Below are 16,999 nucleotides of genomic sequence, written 5' to 3'. Positions count from 1 at the left end.
GGCGGGCCTTAACCTCGGGAGAGTTTTGCCGAGACACTTTGAGCGGCATGGGCCACAAGGCCGCCCAACCGCTCGGCCCCTCCCGAGGGCAGGTTGATGTCAGGCAGCGAAATGCCCAGAGCGGCGATGGCCAGTCCGTCCGGCAAAGTGATCGGCGCCCCAAAGCTCAGAATACGATCCCTGAATTCTCCCCGATCAAACCCATAGCCGCGTTTCAGCGTCTCAGCCATATCCGCGTCCAAGGCTGGCATCGACGTCAGGGTCAGCTCGGTGTGCCGGGTGAGGTTCCCGACCAGTTGCTCCCGCAGGGCGTTGTAGTTGGCCGCAAGGATCGCCTTGCCGGTCGCCACACAATGAATTGGCGCGCTGCCGCCGATGCGATTCCAGGATCGGATCGGTTTTTGGCTGTCGATCTTGTCGATGTAGATCACCGACAGGTTTTCCGGCACCGCGAGGTAGATGGTTTCCTGCGTCTCATTTGACAGGTAGGACATCTCGGGTGCGGCGAGTTCGCGCAAATTCAGATTGTCCAGCGAGGCGCGACCGACCTGCCATGTCTTGAGCGTCGCGGAATAGGATTTGTCTTCGCGGTGTTTGACATAGCCCAGCGTGGTCAGCGTCTGCAGTAATCGAAAGGTGTTCGATTTGGTGAGACCAAGCTCCTTTGACAGCTCGGTCACCCCTTTGCCCTTGGGGGATGCTGCGAGATTCTCCAGGATCGACAACCCCTTGGACAGGGTTGAATCAACTTTTGGCTCTTTCGTCGGTGTGTCTGACATCTGTTACCTGTGCGCTTTTTTTAGGCCTATCAGGTCTTGGGTCGGAGCGGAAGCGAGGTGGTTTATGCGACTGCACCTCTGGTGGAATGCCCGTGAAACGGACCAGTTCAACCCTCGCCGAATGCGCCGCCGGGCTTTGGGTGAGGCTTGAGGTGCGCAGATCATGGGTCAGCACGTTCGGATTGCCATGGCGGTCGCGCGCCTGTGGGGCATCGAAGTCCGGATCGTACCAGGCCCCGGTCCACAAAAAGACGCAGCCTTGCGCAATGTCTTCGGTCACCCGCGCACCGGCAAGGCAGCGCCCGCGCGCGTTAAATAGTTCAACCACATCGCCGTCTTTGATCCCGCGCGCCGCAGCGTCGTCGGGATGGATCAATACGGGCTCGCGCCCGGCGATCTTTTGACTGAGGCTATAGGCGCCATTGTCCAGCTGACTGTGCAACCTGGTTTTCGGCTGGCCGGACAAAAGATAGAGCGGATGCGCCGCCGTGTGCGCACCGCCCAGATCGCGCGGTGGAAACCAGCTGGCATGACCCTTGCAATCGGGCAGATCGAAACCGGCGATCACATCGCTGAAAAGTTCGATTTTGCCACTGGGTGTTGGCAACGGGTTGGTCCCCGGATCCGCCCGGAACTCCGCCAGGAAAACCTGCGACGGGGAGGGATCGGGCACCACCACCACGTCACCCGCGATGAAACGATCCCACTCCGGCAGCGCCACACCTGCTGTTGCTCCGGCAGCACGCGTGTCGTCCCACAGCTTTTGCACCCAATCCTGCGCGCTGCGTCCCTCGGTGAATGCCTCTGCGGTGCCGAGCAGCGCCGCAAATGCCTCTGCGGTGCCGAGCAGCGCCGCAAGAGCCGCATAGATGTCATATTCCACGCGCGCTTCCCCAGCGGGCGGCACCACCTGCTGCATTGGCACCAGCGCATTGTCCGATTTGCCAGCGCCAAAATCGGTCCGCTCCTGTGCCGCAGCAACTGGCAACACAATATCCGCATGGCGCGCGGTCGCGGTCCAGTTGATGTCGTTCACGATGACCGTTTGCGGTCTTTGGAAAGCGGCATGGAGGCGATTGAGGTCCTGATGATGATGAAACGGATTGCCGCCTGCCCACCATACGAGTTTCACGTCCGGAAAGCGCCGTGTCTGACCTAGATATGAGTAGGACCCACCGGGGTTGAGCAGCATTTCCGAGACCATCGCCACCGGGATGAATTCCGTCACCGGATTGGTCCCCTGCCCCATGGCCGCCCAGCGAAAGGGGCGCTCGATATTGCCGATGTTGGCATTGACGCCGTACCCGACGGTGTAGCCTCCGCCGGGCAGCCCGATCTGCCCCAGCATGGCGGCCAGGGTCACCGCCATCCACATCGGCTGTTCCCCAAAATCGGTGCGCTGCACCCCCGCTGCGACGGAAATCATCGTGCGCGATGCGGCCATTTCCCGTGCGAGGCCTACGATCCGCGCCGCAGACACGCCGGTGTGCTGCGCCGCCCAGTGTGCATCTTTGGGCTGCGCGTCCTCATTGCCCATCAGATACGCCGCCACCCTGTCGAACCCGACGCAATAGCGCGCAAGAAAGGCCTCATCATGCAGACCTTCGCTTAGCAGCGTATGCGCCAGGCCCAACATCAGCGCCGTGTCCGACCCGGGGTTTGGGGCCAGCCACTCCGCTTCTAGCCCCTGCGCTGCGTCTGTCCGCAGGGGGCTTATGCTGACAAATTTGACACCCGCTTCCGCGCAAGCCTGCAAGTTGCCCCGCATTCGGTGCCGGGCCACACCCCCATCACTGACCTGCGTGTTACGCTCCGCCATGCCACCGAACATCACTACCAGATCACTGTGTTTCGCGATGACGCTCCAGCGTGTCGCCTTGGCCACCTGGTCGCGGAACGGGCCCACGATGAACGGCATCAGACCCAGTGCGGCGTTATAGCTGTAATTCCCTTCCGAGCGGACAAAGCCCCCTTGTGTGTTCAAAAATCGCTTTAGCTGGCTTTGGGCATGGTGAAAGCGGCCAGCGCTCGACCAGCCATATGAGCCCGCATAGATGGCCTCGTTGCCATGGTCGCGGCGCACGCGCTTTATCTCGGCGGCAATGAGCTCAAGCACCTCGTCCCAGGCAACCTCAACAAAATCGTCGCGCCCGCGGGGCACTGGCCCCGCCCCCGGGCCCCTCTCCAACCAGCTTTTCCGCACGGCTGGGCGCAGAATCCGTGCCGCACCATTCAGACTGCCGGTGATGTTGTCATTGATCGGTGAGGGGTCGGGATCATCGGGGTGCGGGTGGATCGCAGTGAGCGTCTTGCCGTCGGTCACCGCCAGCCCCACCCCCCAATGGCTCGCCGTCAGTTTGTGATCCGTACTCATCCTAGCCTTGCCTTTTGTGCCAATATAAAGAACACATATTCCGAATGTTGACACAACTTAGTGAGAGTGTCATCCTCCAAAAACTCTTTTTTGGGCGAGACCGCAATGACCTCCGACAAATCCGCGATTTCTGATGATCTGGTGCACCTTGGGCGCCCCTCGCGGGTTGACGGTCGGCATGTCAACATGCCGGTTGAACTAGGCTCCACCATCGTCTTCGACACTCTTGCGGCGTTCGAGGCAGCACGCGAGGCGCGCTATGATACTGACACATTGTATTACGGACGATATGGCAACGCGGCAAGCTTCCAGCTTGAGACGATGTTGGCAAAGCTCGAACAGGCCCATGGTGTAACCCTCACCTCTTCCGGCGTCGCCGCGATATCCTGCACGCTCCTGGCCTTTGCCGCGCCCGGTGCGCATCTGCTGGTGGCAGATCAAGTCTATGGCAACACCCGCGCGTTTTGCGAAAGCGTCCTGCGGCGCATGGGTGTCGAGGTTGAGTATTTCGACCCCATGATCGACGGTGATCTGGGAAAGCGGCTGCGCGATACGACCTGTGCCGTGATGTTCGAAGCGCCCGGCTCCGGCACGTTTGAGGTACCGGACATTCGTGCCATTTCCAAAACGGCCCACGCGGCAGGCGTGCCCTCAATCATCGACAGCACTTGGGCGACACCGATCTTTTGCCAACCGCTGACCCTGGGCGCAGATGTGATCGTTGCCTCCTGCTCGAAATATCTCAGCGGTCATTCCGATTGCATGATGGGCATGATTGCCAGCAATGCGACGTATCACGCCCAAATCCGCCAAACTGTCATGGCGATTGGCGACAAAACCGGAGCGCAGGAAGTCTTTTTATGCCTGCGTGGCCTGCGCACGCTGAAAATGCGGATGGAAACCATCGACCGCGCCGGACGCGATATTGCCGCGTGGCTGGCCGCGCAACCGCAGGTCAAAACCCTGCTTCATCCGGCCTTTCCGGCCTGCCCCGGTCATGATGTATGGTCGCGCGATTTCACCGGGGCTGCGGGGCTTTTTGGCGTGATTTTCCACCCCTGTTCGGACGCTCAAATTCGCGCCTTCGTCGATGCGCTGCAGCTCTTTGGCATTGGCGTCAGCTGGGGCGGCTACGAAAGCCTCGTGCTGCCGGTCAAGCCCGTTCGCACCGCAACCCCCTGGACTGAAGACGGCCAATTGGTGCGGTTCAATATTGGCCTCGAAGACCCCGCCAGCCTCAAGGCGGATCTCGCCGCCGCCCTTCCCCATCTGAATTCTGCGTCGGAGTGACCCATGCACAATAAAATCGACCATTTCGCCATCGGTGCGGACACCCTGGACCAGGGCATCATCGCCATGGCGCAAGCGCTTGGCGTCGAGGTCCCCCGTGGGGGCAAACATGAAGCGATGAGCACGCATAACTGCGTCATGCAAGCGGGCAACGAGAGCTTCTTTGAACTGATCGCAATCGATCTTGAGGCCCCTGCCGATCCGGGGCGCACCCGTTGGTTCACCCTCGACGAGCCTGCGACACAAGAGCGCCTGGCCGAACGCCCCCGGGCGCTGTGCTGGGTGGTTGGCACCGACGATCTGGACGGTGTGCTTGCAGCCAGCCCCGTCGATCTGGGAGAGGTTGTCCTCTTTACCCGCGGCGACCGATCCTGGCGCCTGACCGTGCCCAGGGACGGCAGCCTGCCCATGGGCGGCCTGCTGCCTGCGTTCATCGAATGGTCCCCCGGTCCGCACCCCAGCACAGGGCAACAGGATCTTGGGGTCACGCTTGAACAGATACAGCTCTCGCATCCTGATCCGGATGCTTTGACCAAGATGCTTGAAGCCCTCAACGTCGATCACCTTGCCGATGTGCAGGAGGGTCCAGCAGCACTGTCCTTTGCGCTCAATACGCCAAAGGGATCTGTCATCTTGGATTAGGTCAAAGGGCTTTTCAGGACCTGACCGGTACCGCTGGTCCCGATTGGCTCAGGCCCAGCGATCAAGTTTCGGGATGCCGCGGGTGAAGGCCCAGGCCATGATGCGCGGCATGCCTTTATCCGCAAGGGCATCGACGCAATGGGCCTGAAACTCTTCGACGGAAACACCCGGATGCCGAAACGCCCCATCCTCATAGCAGATTGAGCAATATGTCGTGCTCAGACTGCCATCTTTCTCGGACCCGCCGCCCTTTGGATCCTTGTTCAGCGGCATACCACAACTCTGACAGCGTTGGCCCATGTCTTTCTCCTTGATCCTGATCTGAAAAACAATAGACTAGAAACCATGGTTTTTTGTCAATGGTTATAAACATGCGGATCGGACAACTTGCAAAGCAAACCGGTTTCAGCCGCGACGCTATCCGCTTCTATGAAAAACAGGGCCTCCTGACCGCAACGGCCCGCGAAGGGGACAATAATTACAAGTCCTATCCGGAGGACGCGGTGCTCACTTTGCAGGTCATCCGCGACGCGCAAGCCGCGGGCATGAGCATTGGTGATCTCTCGATCTTCCTCTCTCAGCTCAACCCAGAGGACAGCGAGGCCTTCGACGGCGACGCCTTTCTGGCCAGCAAAATCGCCGAGGTGGAGGCGCGCCTCGCATCCACCAGCCGGTTTTTGGACACGTTGCGCCAGACCCGCGACGCCCTGCGACGTGCGCCGCTGGAATGACGCAAGCAGGCGCAATCCCGCATCAGCGTGCCGCGATCGACATCCGGCCTTTCAGGTATTCGCCGTACTGCCCGAGCGAAAAGATGAACACCCAATAGATCGCGCCCACAAACACATAGACTTCAAGATAATGCGGCGCCCATTCCCCGGTGCCAAAAGCGGCTTTGGCCGAGGCCAGGATATCGAAGAACCCGATGATGATCACAATCGCCGTTTCCTTGAAGGTCACAACCACCATGTTGATCGTGCTTGGCAGCGCATGACGGAAAACCTGCGGCAGCACGATACGCCCCAGGATGCTCCAATAGCTTAGCCCAAGCGCTTTGCCCGCTTCGAACTGACCCGATGGAATGGCCTGGAAACCACCGCGGAAAACCTCCGCCTGATAGCAGGCAAAGAACAACGCAAAGGCGATGATCACCCGCCAGATCTTGTCGCCTTCGAGCCAGCTGGGCAGCAGGATCGGCACCACCACGGCAGCCGTGAAGAGGGTCGTCAGGAGCGGCAGGGAGCGGATGAAATCGATGATCAGCGTCGCAAAGCCGCGCACCACCGGCATGTCGGACCGCCGCATCAGGGCCAGCCCCAACCCCATTGGCATGCCCAGAAGCACGACCGAAGCAAACAGGAACAGCGTCAGCGCCAGCCCGCCCCATTGGTCAGTGGTCACTTGTTGCAGGCCCAGAAGGCTGCCTTCCATCAACAGGTAATAGGCGGCAAACCCGACACCCCACAACAGCGTCAGTCGCTTTCCCGACCACGCTTGCGGGAAACAGGAGAAGATCACGGTCAGGATGATCGCAAGGCAGGCCAGTGTTGAACGCCAATGCTGCTCGAAAGGGTAAAGGCCAAAGAGGATCAGACGGTGCCGCCCGGCAATGACCGACCAGCAGGCACCCGCCTCTTCAGTGCAATCGCCCACATCCTCGGCGCGCCAGACCGCGCGCAGCACCGCCCAATCGACCAGCAGCCAAGCCCAATAGGCCAGAACACTGAAGACGATGATTGTGATGGCCGCATCCAAGGGCGTGCCAAAGGCGTTGCGCTTCATGGATTTGACAAAGGCCTGCATGCGGCTGGGGCGCGCGGTCAGAGTTGTGATCATATCGGTCATGTCAATGTGCCTTCAGCTTCATACGTGCGTTGAGCCAATTGCCGAATTGCGCAATGGCGAAGTTCACCAGCAAAAACGCGAGCATCAGGATCGCGATCAGTTCCAGGGTCTGGCCCGATTGGGTGATCGAGGTCGACACCAGCATGAAAAGGTCACTGAACCCAATCGCCACGCCGATGGTCGTGGCCTTCATGATGAAAATCCACTGGTTGACCAGCGGCGGAATGATGCTGCGCAGCGCCATGGGCAATTTGATGCGTGACCAGATATAGCGTGGCGTCAGGCCGAGCGCTTGACCCGCTTCGGTCAAACCGCGTGGAACCTGGTTCAGGCCACCACGCACAACCTCTGCAATGTAGGCGCTGCCGTAAAGCACGATGGAGACGATCATCGCGGCCAGCTCAATCGGCACGGTGATCCCGCCCCGGAACCGCAACCCAGCCAGCGCCGGGATCGAAAAGATGCTCTCTCCTGCCGGGGCAAAGATCAGCGCTGCGGCGATGCAGCCAAACACGGTGCCGCCAAGCCAATAGAGCAGCCCGCGCATCAAGGGTGTCTTGAGCAGGATCAGAACCGCAACCAACAAAAGCGATGCAATCAGAAGCCCCAGGGCAACGGATGGCGGGACATTCAGGCCCGGGATCATGACACCCCTGTTCGACAGGAATACCGCATCCGCGATGCTCATTGCCTGCCGGGGTCCCGGGAAATGGATCAAAACGGAATAGAGGAATATCAATTGCAGGATGAGCGGAATGTTCCGGAAAATCTGCACATAGACAGAGGCCGCGGTTTTGAGTGCGATGTTTGACGCGTCGCGTGCCGTGCCAAAGAGAAACCCGAAGATGGTCGATAGAATGATGGAGATAAAGCCAACGAACATCATGTTCAAAAAGCCGATGAAAAGCGTCTTGGAATAGGGGTCATTGATGCTTTTCGGGATCAGGGAGAAGCTGTAATCCCAACCGGTCCCGCGTTCCAGAAAGCCGAACCCGCTGGTGATCCCGAGTGCGGCGAGATTGACACGCGCGCTTTGGATGGCCCCCAGGACGACAATGACCGACAGGACGATCAAAGCGCCCTGGATGATCAGTTTGCGCCGTTTCGCACGTGTGCGCAGTTCCATTGCGGTCGCCATCACTGCCCCCGATTTCTTGCTGAAGTCTGTGTGGAGGCCACCCCGCCGAGATGAGAGGCGGCCCCAGGGATCTTCGGATCAGTCCAGGATCGGTGCGTAGAGCACGCCACCATGGCTCCAAAGATTGTTCAGGCCCCGATCGAGGTTATAGGCACTGTCTTTGCCGAGGTTACGATCGTAGATTTCGCCAAAGTTCCCCATGGCCGCGATCATCTCGCGGGCCCATGTTTCGCGCAGGCCAAGACGTTCGCCCATGCCCGGCTCCACACCCAGCAGACGGGCCACGCGCGGGTTCGGCGGTGTTGCGGCCATCTCGGCCACATTCGCTTTTGTCACGCCCTCTTCTTCTGCGATCAGCAGCGCGGCCAGCATCCAGTTCACGACATCGACGAAGTCCTCGTCCCCCTGACGCATGGCGGCCGCAATCGGCTCACTCGACAGTTTGTCGCTGAGGATGATATGCGCGTCCGGATTGTCGATCTCGGTTGCCCGCAGCACCGCGAGGTTCGGCCCCCAACCGGCAAAGGCATCGCAGCGGTTCGCCAGATAGGCGGCCCTCAGTTCGGCAGCGCTTTCATAGGAAACGATTGTATGTTCGACGCCTATCGTGGACATGTAGTTGGCCGAGATACGCTCAATCGTCGTACCGGCTTCCACGCAGATCGTACCGCCCTCAAGCCCCGTGGCATCGGTGATGCCAAGCTCACCATGCGCCATGAACTGTGTGCCGCCAAAGAAGTAGGGCAGCGAGAATTGCAAGCCCAGTTCCGTGTCGCGCCCCATGGTCCAACCGGTGGCCTTGATGATGATGTCGACATCGCCCGATTGCAAAGCCGGGAAACGCTGCGCCCAGCTCAACGGCACGATCTGCGCCTTTTCCGGATCGCCCAGAATCGCCGTGGTCAGAGCGCGACAGATGTCGATGTCGAGGCCTTTCCATTCGTTCTTGTCGTTCACTTCGACGAAGCCAAAGTAGCTTCCGTTATGGCCGGAACATAGCATCGTGCCCCGTTCCTGAATTTCTTTGACAGTCGGGCTTTCCGCCAGAACTGCGCCAGGAAGCATGGCAATCGCGGCTGCGGCCATGCTCACTACTGTTGCTTTTGTGAGCATTGTGATTTCCCTGTTGTTCTGTATATCAGCACATTTGTACTGACATACAGAATGATCTGAGTGTAATTGCGAGTCAAGAAAATTATGGAAACCCGGCTGCCAGCCCCCCAAATCGCCCAAATAGGCATCTGCACAGCGCAGTGATGAAGCCGCCCCTGCCGTTAACATTCACAGTTGGAAAATGCCTGATCATTGCGGATTGGAGAGTGCTGCGGGCGCAAATCTTCCGGCGTCTGCAGACCGTGCATTCTCTACCCGGAGCGGTTCTGCAAACCTGAGCCAGCCAGTATCTGCACCGCGACCACTTTGATTGTCGCCCTCGGGGTCAAAGCTTAAGGACCCTCATTCGCCACACGAAAGTACCGCGACAAGACTTCCCAGCCCTGGTTCTGAGCGCCGCTCACCCAAGCGGCTCATCCCGATGGCACCCTCTCCAATCCTGTAGTAACACTCGACATGGCACGTTCATTCGGGGCCGACAGACAACCACCCACAATTCCTAGTAAAACCCACGAATTTTCTCACAGGACCAACCTGAAATGAACAAATCGCGCAAAAACATCATCGTGGTCAGCTTCGACGACGCGATTGCCTTTTACAAATACAAGGACGTCTTCAAGGAGCCCCTTCAGGTCCCGAATCTGGACCGGTTCTGCCAACAATCCACAGTGTTCCACGCAGCATATTGTCAGTCACCCATCTGCGGGCCTTCACGGTCCAGTTTCATGTCGGCAAAAACGCCCCATGAACTGGGTATCTTCGAAAACGAACAGAATATCTTTGATCGCGTTTCGCCCAAGGAAATCTGGTCCTACCGGCTGAAGGAGAATGGCTATTTCTGCTCCTCCGGCGGCAAGGTGCATCACCTCTACCGACCGCTTCGCAGACGCTTTCACCGGGTGATCTACTCGGATGAACAAAAACGGTTCAGAAGCGACATGAACCTGCCAGCCGATGTGGAGAAGAAAAAATTTGGCGGACACAGGCGTGGTTTTGGAACGACGGCCAAAGAAGATGACAACATGTTCTACGACCACCAATCCGCAGATTCCGCGATCAAGTTCCTGGAAGACTATGACAGGGGTGAGCCGTTCTATCGGGAAATCGGTTTTTACAGCCCGCACGGCCCCCATTACACCCCTGCCCGCTTCAAGGAGACGTATGACGTCAAGAACTTTACGAAACCCGCGTCATGGTCTGACGGGTTTGATGAAAACCCCTACGCGGCAGAACACTATTCAGCGAATATCGCCATTCGCGATGACCGCTGGTGGAAAATGAGTGTGCGCAATTATTTTTCCGCGTTCAGCCACGGCGATTTCCATTTCGGGCGGGTGATGGAGGCGTTGAAGGCGTCAAGACATGCGGAAAACACTATTGTCATTATCCTGTCGGATCACGGTTTTCACCTCGGGAACCGGAACCGCTACAAGAAATCCACATTGTGGGAACAGGTTGCTGCGGTGCCTTTCATTATTCACGATCCGGCGCAGAAGACACCACGAGAGGTTCACGACCCCGTGGCGCTGATCGATGTCGGCCCAACGGTTCTGGATTATGCGGAAATGCCGGGCCTCGCCGATTGCGTCGGTCGGTCCCTGCGCCCTCAAGTCGGGGGCGAAGCTGCCCCTGATCGGGTTGTCCCCACTTTCCACCATGATGATGTGTCGATCCGTAAAGGCGACTATCGCCTGATCAGATATCAGGATGGCACCACCGAATTCTACAATCTGAAAGACGACTACTGGCAGTTGCGAAATCTTGGGTCCCAGCATCCCGACTATGCCGAGACCTACGCCGCGCTGGCCGCTTGCAGCAAATCCTATGGGCTCGACATTCCTGACCAGCCCTAGGCTGGATCTCCTTGAAGTGCCTGGGCGGACCAGACGCCATACATGCGGGCCAGTTCTCGCGCGTTGCGGCCTTGGCATACGGCACGCCCAAGGTCGATCAATCAGACCTACCGCTCGTAGTCGACATAATGTCCCTGAACGGGGAAGGTTTTAGGCTTCGGCTCCAACGGCTTGCGCACCGCATAAAGCAGCATGGTCGGGCCATTGAACGCCCTCACACCGCCCCGCCGTTGGCCTGACGGGTCCGGGATATCGAAGTATTCCTGTTTGCCGCGCCGCTCCTGCGCGCCGGCCTCAAGCACCTGATACCCAAGGCAATGATGCCAGTATCGCCATGTCACATCCGGGCCGGTCTGAAAAAACCCATGTCCAAACCAGCCGTCAGCAGCCACAAAACTCATCATCACACCACCCGGTTTCAACATCGCATGGCAGTTTTCCAGCGCCGTACCGATGTGAAAAATATGCTCAGTCGTGCCGCCGTCGATGATCAGGTCAAATTTGCCTTCGAGCTTCTTGGGCACCTTCTTGTTCAGATCGTGGATGTGCTCGGCACCTTCCGACGCGGTGAAATCCATCGCCTCAAGCTTCGGATATCCAATGGCGCTGAGAAATTTCTCCGTAAATCCGTCCTCTTGGACCAGGTCTTCCGGTGCAACCTCAATGCCATATTGCTTCAGCTGACGCGCAAGTTTGACAAGCCGATGGCCTTTGAGGTGCAGTTTCTGGCGACCCAGAACCAGACCGCGCTTTGCGTCCGTTACATGTTTGGCGTTACGCGCTAAAAATTTGCCGGGAATGAGGCTGATGCCCATATCTTTTATACTCTCATGCGTCTCTTGCCCTGCCACCGTCGCGCCTCCGCGTGTGGGCAGCTTTGGGACCGGTCGGTCTGGCTCGTTTATAGCCAAGAAAACTGAACTTAGCTGCAATTGCCCAACACCCCAAAGAAATGTCCGGGGGTTGTGGCTTTGATGCCAAATCGCACCACGCCCTTGCGGGAGGGGATGACCGCTGGCACTTTGATCTTGATCGTCAACGCGCGACGGGCGTTTGCAGAGGAAGAGCATGAGACCCCTAAAACTGATCGTCCGCAGAACATGACGGAAGTCATCCTGCACATTGGCACGCCCAAAACCGGAACCACGGCGATCCAGCACGCGATGAGCGTCAATGAGGAGGTGTTGGCCCAAGAAAACATCGCATTCATCAAAACGGGCAGACACCGCGCGGCGCATAATGATCTGGCAAACGCGATTACCCGGCACGGCGCGGATCACAAGTTTCAGGATGCTTTTGCCGCCGAGTTTGCCAGGGCGGCGGAGGGTGGCGAGAAAATACTGCTCTCAAGCGAAATTTTTTCTCTCATCCCACCGTCGAAATTCCGCCGGTCCCTGCCACCGCTTGACGCTGTTCCAATGAAAATTGTGGTCTATTTACGACGGCAGGATCAATATGCCGAGGCCTTTTACAAACAGCGTTTGAAAAATGGCCGCATTACGATCCCGTTCGACGCGTTTCTTGAAAGTCGTGTATGCCAGCGCATCACAAATTACCAAAAGCTTCTGAACGGGTGGTCTGAAACCTACCCGCAAGCGCAGATAACACCACGCATCTATGATCGGGCCGGTTTTGTGAATCAGGATATTGTCGCTGATTTCGCTGCTATTCTGGGGCTCAGCGCGACGGATCTCGATAGTGCACAGGTTGAGCATAACGTATCGCCCAGCAGGGATGTCATCGACATTCTGCTGGCGTTGGCGCCGCATTTTGAAGCGGCGGAGCTGCGAAAGATTTTCCGAACGGCAAAGGCTTTGGACCTGAACGGTTTCAGCGGCCAAGGCGACCTGTTCACCTCTGAAGAGCGTCAGGTGTTTTGCGCCCGGTTTGCGACAGATGACGCGGCGCTCCGGCAGCGGTTTTTTCCCGACCGGGAAACACTATTCCCCGCGCCGCGCCAGACGAGCCCGGATCTGCAAGCGACCGCCAGATCAGATACCAAACCTGCGTTGCTGAAGGCTATGCTGCAAATCGCCTTCGATCTGAAACGGAACCAAGATTAGGGCGTCACGCTTTGTTCTAAGGCAATGGAGGCTCGTCCCGGCAATTGATCTAGACAAGCCGTCGGACAAACTTCGTCCCCGTCAGCCTGTTGTGATTGTCCCGCGCTTCGCCAAGTTTTCCGGATCTGCGCAGGTTGTCCATGTTACGGTAATGGATGGTGAAAATTTCCCGATCCTCGGGAAAGGGCTGGTTCCTCAGCTTGCCGCCAAGGATGAAATGCTGCTCTTCGGGCAGAATATTCCAGTCCAGACCGGCCCTGCGAATTGCTGCGGGCAAGGTCATCTGATCCAGATAGGGGCGGCGGCGATCCAGGGTTTCGACCTGATCGACGATCTGCGCCGTCTCGTACCAGACATCCGGAAACCGACCTTTGCCGGTGGTGTCGGTCTCGGGGAAAGCCACCAGCCCGGAGCTGAAATAGGGAATGACCGGACCTTTGCTGCGCCGCATCAATCGATACCGTTCAGGGGGGATGTCCATCTCCAGCGCGCCGTAGATGTCCTCCCAGATCGATTGTTCCGCCCAGAGCATCGACGCTGCCATCGAGCAAGACACATGCCCCGCGCGCAGAATATTCCCCGGCGTATTGTCACGAATGAAAAGCACATCCGAATCCGCAAACATCGACCATTCGGTCTCACGGGGTTCCAGGCAGGCCAGAATTTTGTTGCCATGCGGATAGGCAGGCTCAAACCGTCCATCCGTATCGAAGGTTCTGATCTCCGCGCCCATTTTTTCATGCGCCACATGCACGGCCGGATGCAGCTCGTGGTACCGGTGCTTGGGGCAATACCCGATGGCCTTGACGTTTGCAGGAAATCGCGTGCGGATCGAGGCCAAGAGGTAGCTGGCCATGATCTCGTATTCAGGTGGCTCAACGATGTAGAATATTGTCAGCGACGCATCCTTGCCGTCCGCGGCAGCCACCTTCGTATCCATTTCTACTTCAACGCTTTTTCAGGCTCGATCCCGATCTTTTCGCACATGCGCCAGACATAGGATCCTTCAAGCGGCGGGTTCTTGCGCCACCAGGGTTTTGTGCCGTTCGTGTAGAGGTGAACCGAAAGCGTATTCTCCGTAAAGTGGCCCTCGACCCGCCCGTAAGGATCAAAGAACACATCGTTCAACTGGAACGGCACGGGATAGAGGTAACTGTTGTCGAGCGCTTTTTCATAATCGCCGGTCTGCTTGGCGAAATAGGTAAAGGCCTGCGGCCCAAAAGCCGTCCGTTCGGCCTTGTAGATGCGCACGGCGTGCGATGCATCTGTCATGCGGTCCAGCTTCCGGCGCTGGTTCTTATTGAACCATGGCGGTGCGTCGGGCAGATTTTCATAGTAGTCCATCAGCAGATCAATCAGCTCGCCCTGTGGCGGGATGTACACCACGCCGCAGTTCAACGCGCCCAGAAATCCATGCCCGGCATAGATATGCGTCATCTCATCGGGGAACGGCTTATGGCAAAACGCGTCGCAATCGATCCAGATCGCATCCGTCTTGCGGATCATCTGGTAGCGAAAGACATTGGACAGAAAAGACGCGCTCGTCTGCTCGACAATACCCATGTCGATATCCATGATCTCAGAGGCCGGGCGGATTTCGACCCCCTCGGGCGCATTCGTCACCTCATCGGTGCAGTAGAGCGTCGTCGGATGGCCTGCAAGAATGTGTGATTTAAGGCAGAGTTGGTTGATATAATGAAGCTTATCACCAATCCACAAAGACGCGACCGGTCGACGATTGAGCGCTGCCATCAAATTTTCCCACCTAGGTTTGTCGCTGCCCGACAGTTGTTATTTGGTTGCGTGCAAAGATGGCGCAGTTGGGTCCGGCATGTCCAGCGCTTTCCGGGGCCAGGCGTCCACAACCCGGCGCATTGACGGATTTGCCACTGTTCATGGGCACGGGTGTCTGACATTGTAAAATCAACGAAAAACGGCCGTTGTTGCAGCAAATACCAAAAAACGGTCAGCAAATTCTGATGGCTGGTATGAGCAAACCGAAGCAGAAAGACCACAGCGGCCAGGGAAGAGATGTCTCTGATATCTTTGGCACTGTCGATTTCCCCCTCAAGCGTCATGTCAGCCCTCATGGTCGGCTGACAGCTGTTTCCATGATGAAGGATGAGGGACCTTATCTATTGGAGTGGGTCGCGCATCACCTTAGCCTCGGATTTACCGATCTTGTCGTTTACACCAACGATTGTTCGGATGGCACCGACGACATGCTGATCCGTCTTGAGGAACTCGGGCTCGCACATCATCGCCGCAATGACATTCCTGACGGGGTCAAACCGCAACCCTCAGCACTGAAGTACGCACAGGAAGAGCCCATCGTGCGCAACAGCGATTGGGTTCTGGTGTTCGATGCGGACGAATTCCTATGCATCAAATACGGCAATCGAACGCTGGATGACATGATCGGTGCCGCGCAGGAGGTGGGCGCGAACGGGATTGTCATTACCTGGCGCATATTTGGATCGAGCGGGGTGCAGCACTGGTCCCGCGCGCCGGTGACGGAGCAGTACCTGAACGCTGCGCCCCCGCTTTGGAACAAGGGCTGGGGTGTCAAAACGCTTTTCAAGTTCGACCCGGAATACTGGCGGCTGGGCATCCATCGCCCCAAGATAAAGAACAAACATCTGGAAAGTGAGTTTCCGCATTCTGTGCGCTGGTTGAACGGGTCCGGGCGCTGGATGGAGGATTACTTCAAGTTCCGGGGCTGGCGCTCCATTGTCCGCACCGTGGGATATGACTGGGCGCAAATGAACCACTACGCGATCAAGTCGATGGACAGCTATGCCATCCGTAAACTGCGTGGCAATGTGAACAACAAAAAGGATAAATATAACGCCGACTATTGGTCGCTGCAGGATCGGAATGAAACCGTGGATGACGCCGCCATGGGTCACAGCGCCCGTCGGCGTGAAATCATGGATCTGCTCCTGACGGACGAGGTATTGGCAAAGCTGCATCACAAGGCGGTCACGGACATCGAAAACCGTCTTGAAGCCTTCAAGAAGACAGCCGCCTATGATCAGCTGGTAAGCAGCCTCAGGGAGGCGTCCAACGTGCCGATTACGCAGGTGATTGCCAAACCGCCGCAACAGCGCGACACCCAGAAGATCGCCGCACAGATGTCATCGATTGAGCAAAAGCTCGCCCAAGCCCCGAAGAAGAAACGGGAGTACCGGTCGGAACCCTCCATTTCAGCCTCGGCGAACCCTTATGTCACCGGCAACATCGATCTCTCGGATGGCGCGCCGGTGGCCACCTTTGTCAACAACCAGATCAAATTGCCCGCTGACCCGCGTGTATTTGGCGCGGTGGCTTTGCAAGCCATCATGGATGGCAAATTCGAGCGTAACCATGCGCGGCGTTTGCCGGGCCTGATCAAGCCCAAAGATCGCTATCTGGAGGTTGGCGCGGGCATCGGGTTCCTGGCCGCCCGTCTGTCGTGCCTCTTCCCCGATATGACGATTGTCGCGCAAGAAGAGCGCTATCCCCTTGTCGTGACGGCGGCACGGATCTGGAATGACAATGATATCGCGCAATCGGCAAAACGGAAGCTTCTGAAGACGCCGCTCTTTCATCCCAACGATGGGCAACATGTTTCATCTGGTTTGACGACCCTGATCACACAGACCGATTGCACGATCCTCTATATCAACGACCCCAGATTGACCGCCGAGATGATCGACACGGCACTGCACAGCCAAAAGAACGCCCTTCCGCAACGGATTATCATCGGCGCGCGGGCTTTGGGGGGGCTGTGTGATCAGACAACCTGCGCAGAAAGGCTCATGGCTCTGGGGTTTGCGCCCCTCGAAGAACGCCCGCTCGACGCCGCCCTCACCATGTTTCGACAGGATAAGCAAACTTGAAGTCAAACGAGACTCTCGGAC

The 16,999-nt window shown here is 57.9% G+C and carries 15 protein-coding genes; 6 read left to right on the top strand and 9 right to left on the bottom strand.

Annotated elements, in window-relative coordinates; translation table 11 throughout:
- Positions 1 to 8 precede the first annotated feature (8 nt).
- Both Q1A63_RS17690 and Q1A63_RS17685 read right to left on the bottom strand, forming a co-directional pair.
- Positions 9 to 779, bottom strand: a complete 771-nt coding sequence (locus tag Q1A63_RS17690) for an IclR family transcriptional regulator (RefSeq protein WP_298973148.1) — start codon at positions 777 to 779, stop codon at positions 9 to 11.
- Positions 745 to 3,153, bottom strand: a complete 2,409-nt coding sequence (locus Q1A63_RS17685) for a molybdopterin-dependent oxidoreductase (protein WP_298973146.1) — start codon at positions 3,151 to 3,153, stop codon at positions 745 to 747. The genes Q1A63_RS17690 and Q1A63_RS17685 overlap by 35 nt, the downstream gene beginning before the upstream one ends.
- Before the next feature lie 105 nt (positions 3,154 to 3,258).
- Here Q1A63_RS17685 and metC point away from each other — a divergent pair, with 105 nt between their 5' ends.
- Positions 3,259 to 4,443 carry a cystathionine beta-lyase gene (metC, locus tag Q1A63_RS17680; protein WP_298973145.1) on the top strand — a complete coding sequence of 395 codons (1,185 nt, stop codon included), beginning with the start codon at positions 3,259 to 3,261 and terminating at the stop codon, positions 4,441 to 4,443.
- Between the two features lie 3 nt (positions 4,444 to 4,446).
- A complete protein-coding gene (locus Q1A63_RS17675) occupies positions 4,447 to 5,085 on the top strand; it encodes a VOC family protein (protein WP_298973143.1) in 639 nt (212 codons plus the stop codon).
- Between the two features lie 48 nt (positions 5,086 to 5,133).
- Here the strand turns inward: Q1A63_RS17675 and Q1A63_RS17670 are convergent, their stop codons facing one another.
- Positions 5,134 to 5,385 carry a zinc ribbon domain-containing protein gene (locus Q1A63_RS17670; RefSeq protein ID WP_298973140.1) on the bottom strand — a complete coding sequence of 84 codons (252 nt, stop codon included), beginning with the start codon at positions 5,383 to 5,385 and terminating at the stop codon, positions 5,134 to 5,136.
- A 71-nt stretch (positions 5,386 to 5,456) separates the two neighbouring features.
- Between Q1A63_RS17670 and Q1A63_RS17665 the strand changes: the two genes are divergently transcribed.
- Positions 5,457 to 5,816, top strand: coding sequence for a MerR family transcriptional regulator (locus Q1A63_RS17665; protein WP_298973138.1), 360 nt, complete (start codon positions 5,457 to 5,459; stop codon positions 5,814 to 5,816).
- Between the two features lie 22 nt (positions 5,817 to 5,838).
- On the opposite strand, the gene Q1A63_RS17660 is transcribed toward Q1A63_RS17665, so the two are convergent.
- The 3 genes from Q1A63_RS17660 to Q1A63_RS17650 form a co-directional block, all read right to left on the bottom strand.
- On the bottom strand, positions 5,839 to 6,930 hold the full coding sequence (locus Q1A63_RS17660; RefSeq protein WP_299632325.1) for an amino acid ABC transporter permease: 1,092 nt from the start codon (positions 6,928 to 6,930) through the stop codon (positions 5,839 to 5,841).
- A 1-nt stretch (position 6,931) separates the two neighbouring features.
- On the bottom strand, positions 6,932 to 8,056 hold the full coding sequence (locus Q1A63_RS17655; RefSeq protein WP_299632324.1) for an ABC transporter permease subunit: 1,125 nt from the start codon (positions 8,054 to 8,056) through the stop codon (positions 6,932 to 6,934).
- A 90-nt stretch (positions 8,057 to 8,146) separates the two neighbouring features.
- On the bottom strand, positions 8,147 to 9,181 hold the full coding sequence (locus Q1A63_RS17650) for a transporter substrate-binding domain-containing protein (RefSeq protein WP_298973130.1): 1,035 nt from the start codon (positions 9,179 to 9,181) through the stop codon (positions 8,147 to 8,149).
- Between the two features lie 539 nt (positions 9,182 to 9,720).
- Between Q1A63_RS17650 and Q1A63_RS17645 the strand changes: the two genes are divergently transcribed.
- Entirely contained in the window at positions 9,721 to 11,034 is a 1,314-nt protein-coding gene (locus tag Q1A63_RS17645; RefSeq protein ID WP_299632323.1) for a sulfatase-like hydrolase/transferase, read from the top strand.
- Positions 11,035 to 11,141: 107 nt separating this feature from the next.
- On the opposite strand, the gene Q1A63_RS17640 is transcribed toward Q1A63_RS17645, so the two are convergent.
- Entirely contained in the window at positions 11,142 to 11,849 is a 708-nt protein-coding gene (locus Q1A63_RS17640) for a class I SAM-dependent methyltransferase (protein ID WP_299632322.1), read from the bottom strand.
- Between the two features lie 150 nt (positions 11,850 to 11,999).
- On the opposite strand from Q1A63_RS17640, the gene Q1A63_RS17635 reads away from it, so the two are divergent.
- Positions 12,000 to 13,097 (top strand): hypothetical protein, encoded by a 1,098-nt coding sequence (locus Q1A63_RS17635; RefSeq protein WP_299632320.1) that lies wholly within the window; start codon positions 12,000 to 12,002, stop codon positions 13,095 to 13,097.
- 49 nt (positions 13,098 to 13,146) lie between these two features.
- On the opposite strand, the gene Q1A63_RS17630 is transcribed toward Q1A63_RS17635, so the two are convergent.
- Positions 13,147 to 14,037, bottom strand: coding sequence for a hypothetical protein (locus Q1A63_RS17630; protein WP_298973123.1), 891 nt, complete (start codon positions 14,035 to 14,037; stop codon positions 13,147 to 13,149).
- Between the two features lie 2 nt (positions 14,038 to 14,039).
- Positions 14,040 to 14,849 (bottom strand): hypothetical protein, encoded by an 810-nt coding sequence (locus Q1A63_RS17625; protein ID WP_298973121.1) that lies wholly within the window; start codon positions 14,847 to 14,849, stop codon positions 14,040 to 14,042.
- A gap of 227 nt (positions 14,850 to 15,076) precedes the next feature.
- On the opposite strand from Q1A63_RS17625, the gene Q1A63_RS17620 reads away from it, so the two are divergent.
- Positions 15,077 to 16,978 (top strand): glycosyltransferase family 2 protein, encoded by a 1,902-nt coding sequence (locus Q1A63_RS17620; protein WP_299632319.1) that lies wholly within the window; start codon positions 15,077 to 15,079, stop codon positions 16,976 to 16,978.
- Positions 16,979 to 16,999 lie beyond the last annotated feature (21 nt).

The organism is uncultured Roseobacter sp., assembly GCF_947499265.1.
In the GTDB taxonomy this organism is placed as follows: domain Bacteria; phylum Pseudomonadota; class Alphaproteobacteria; order Rhodobacterales; family Rhodobacteraceae; genus Roseobacter.
Note: the sequence above shows the minus strand (reverse complement) of the source record. Positions and strands in the feature narration are given on the sequence as shown.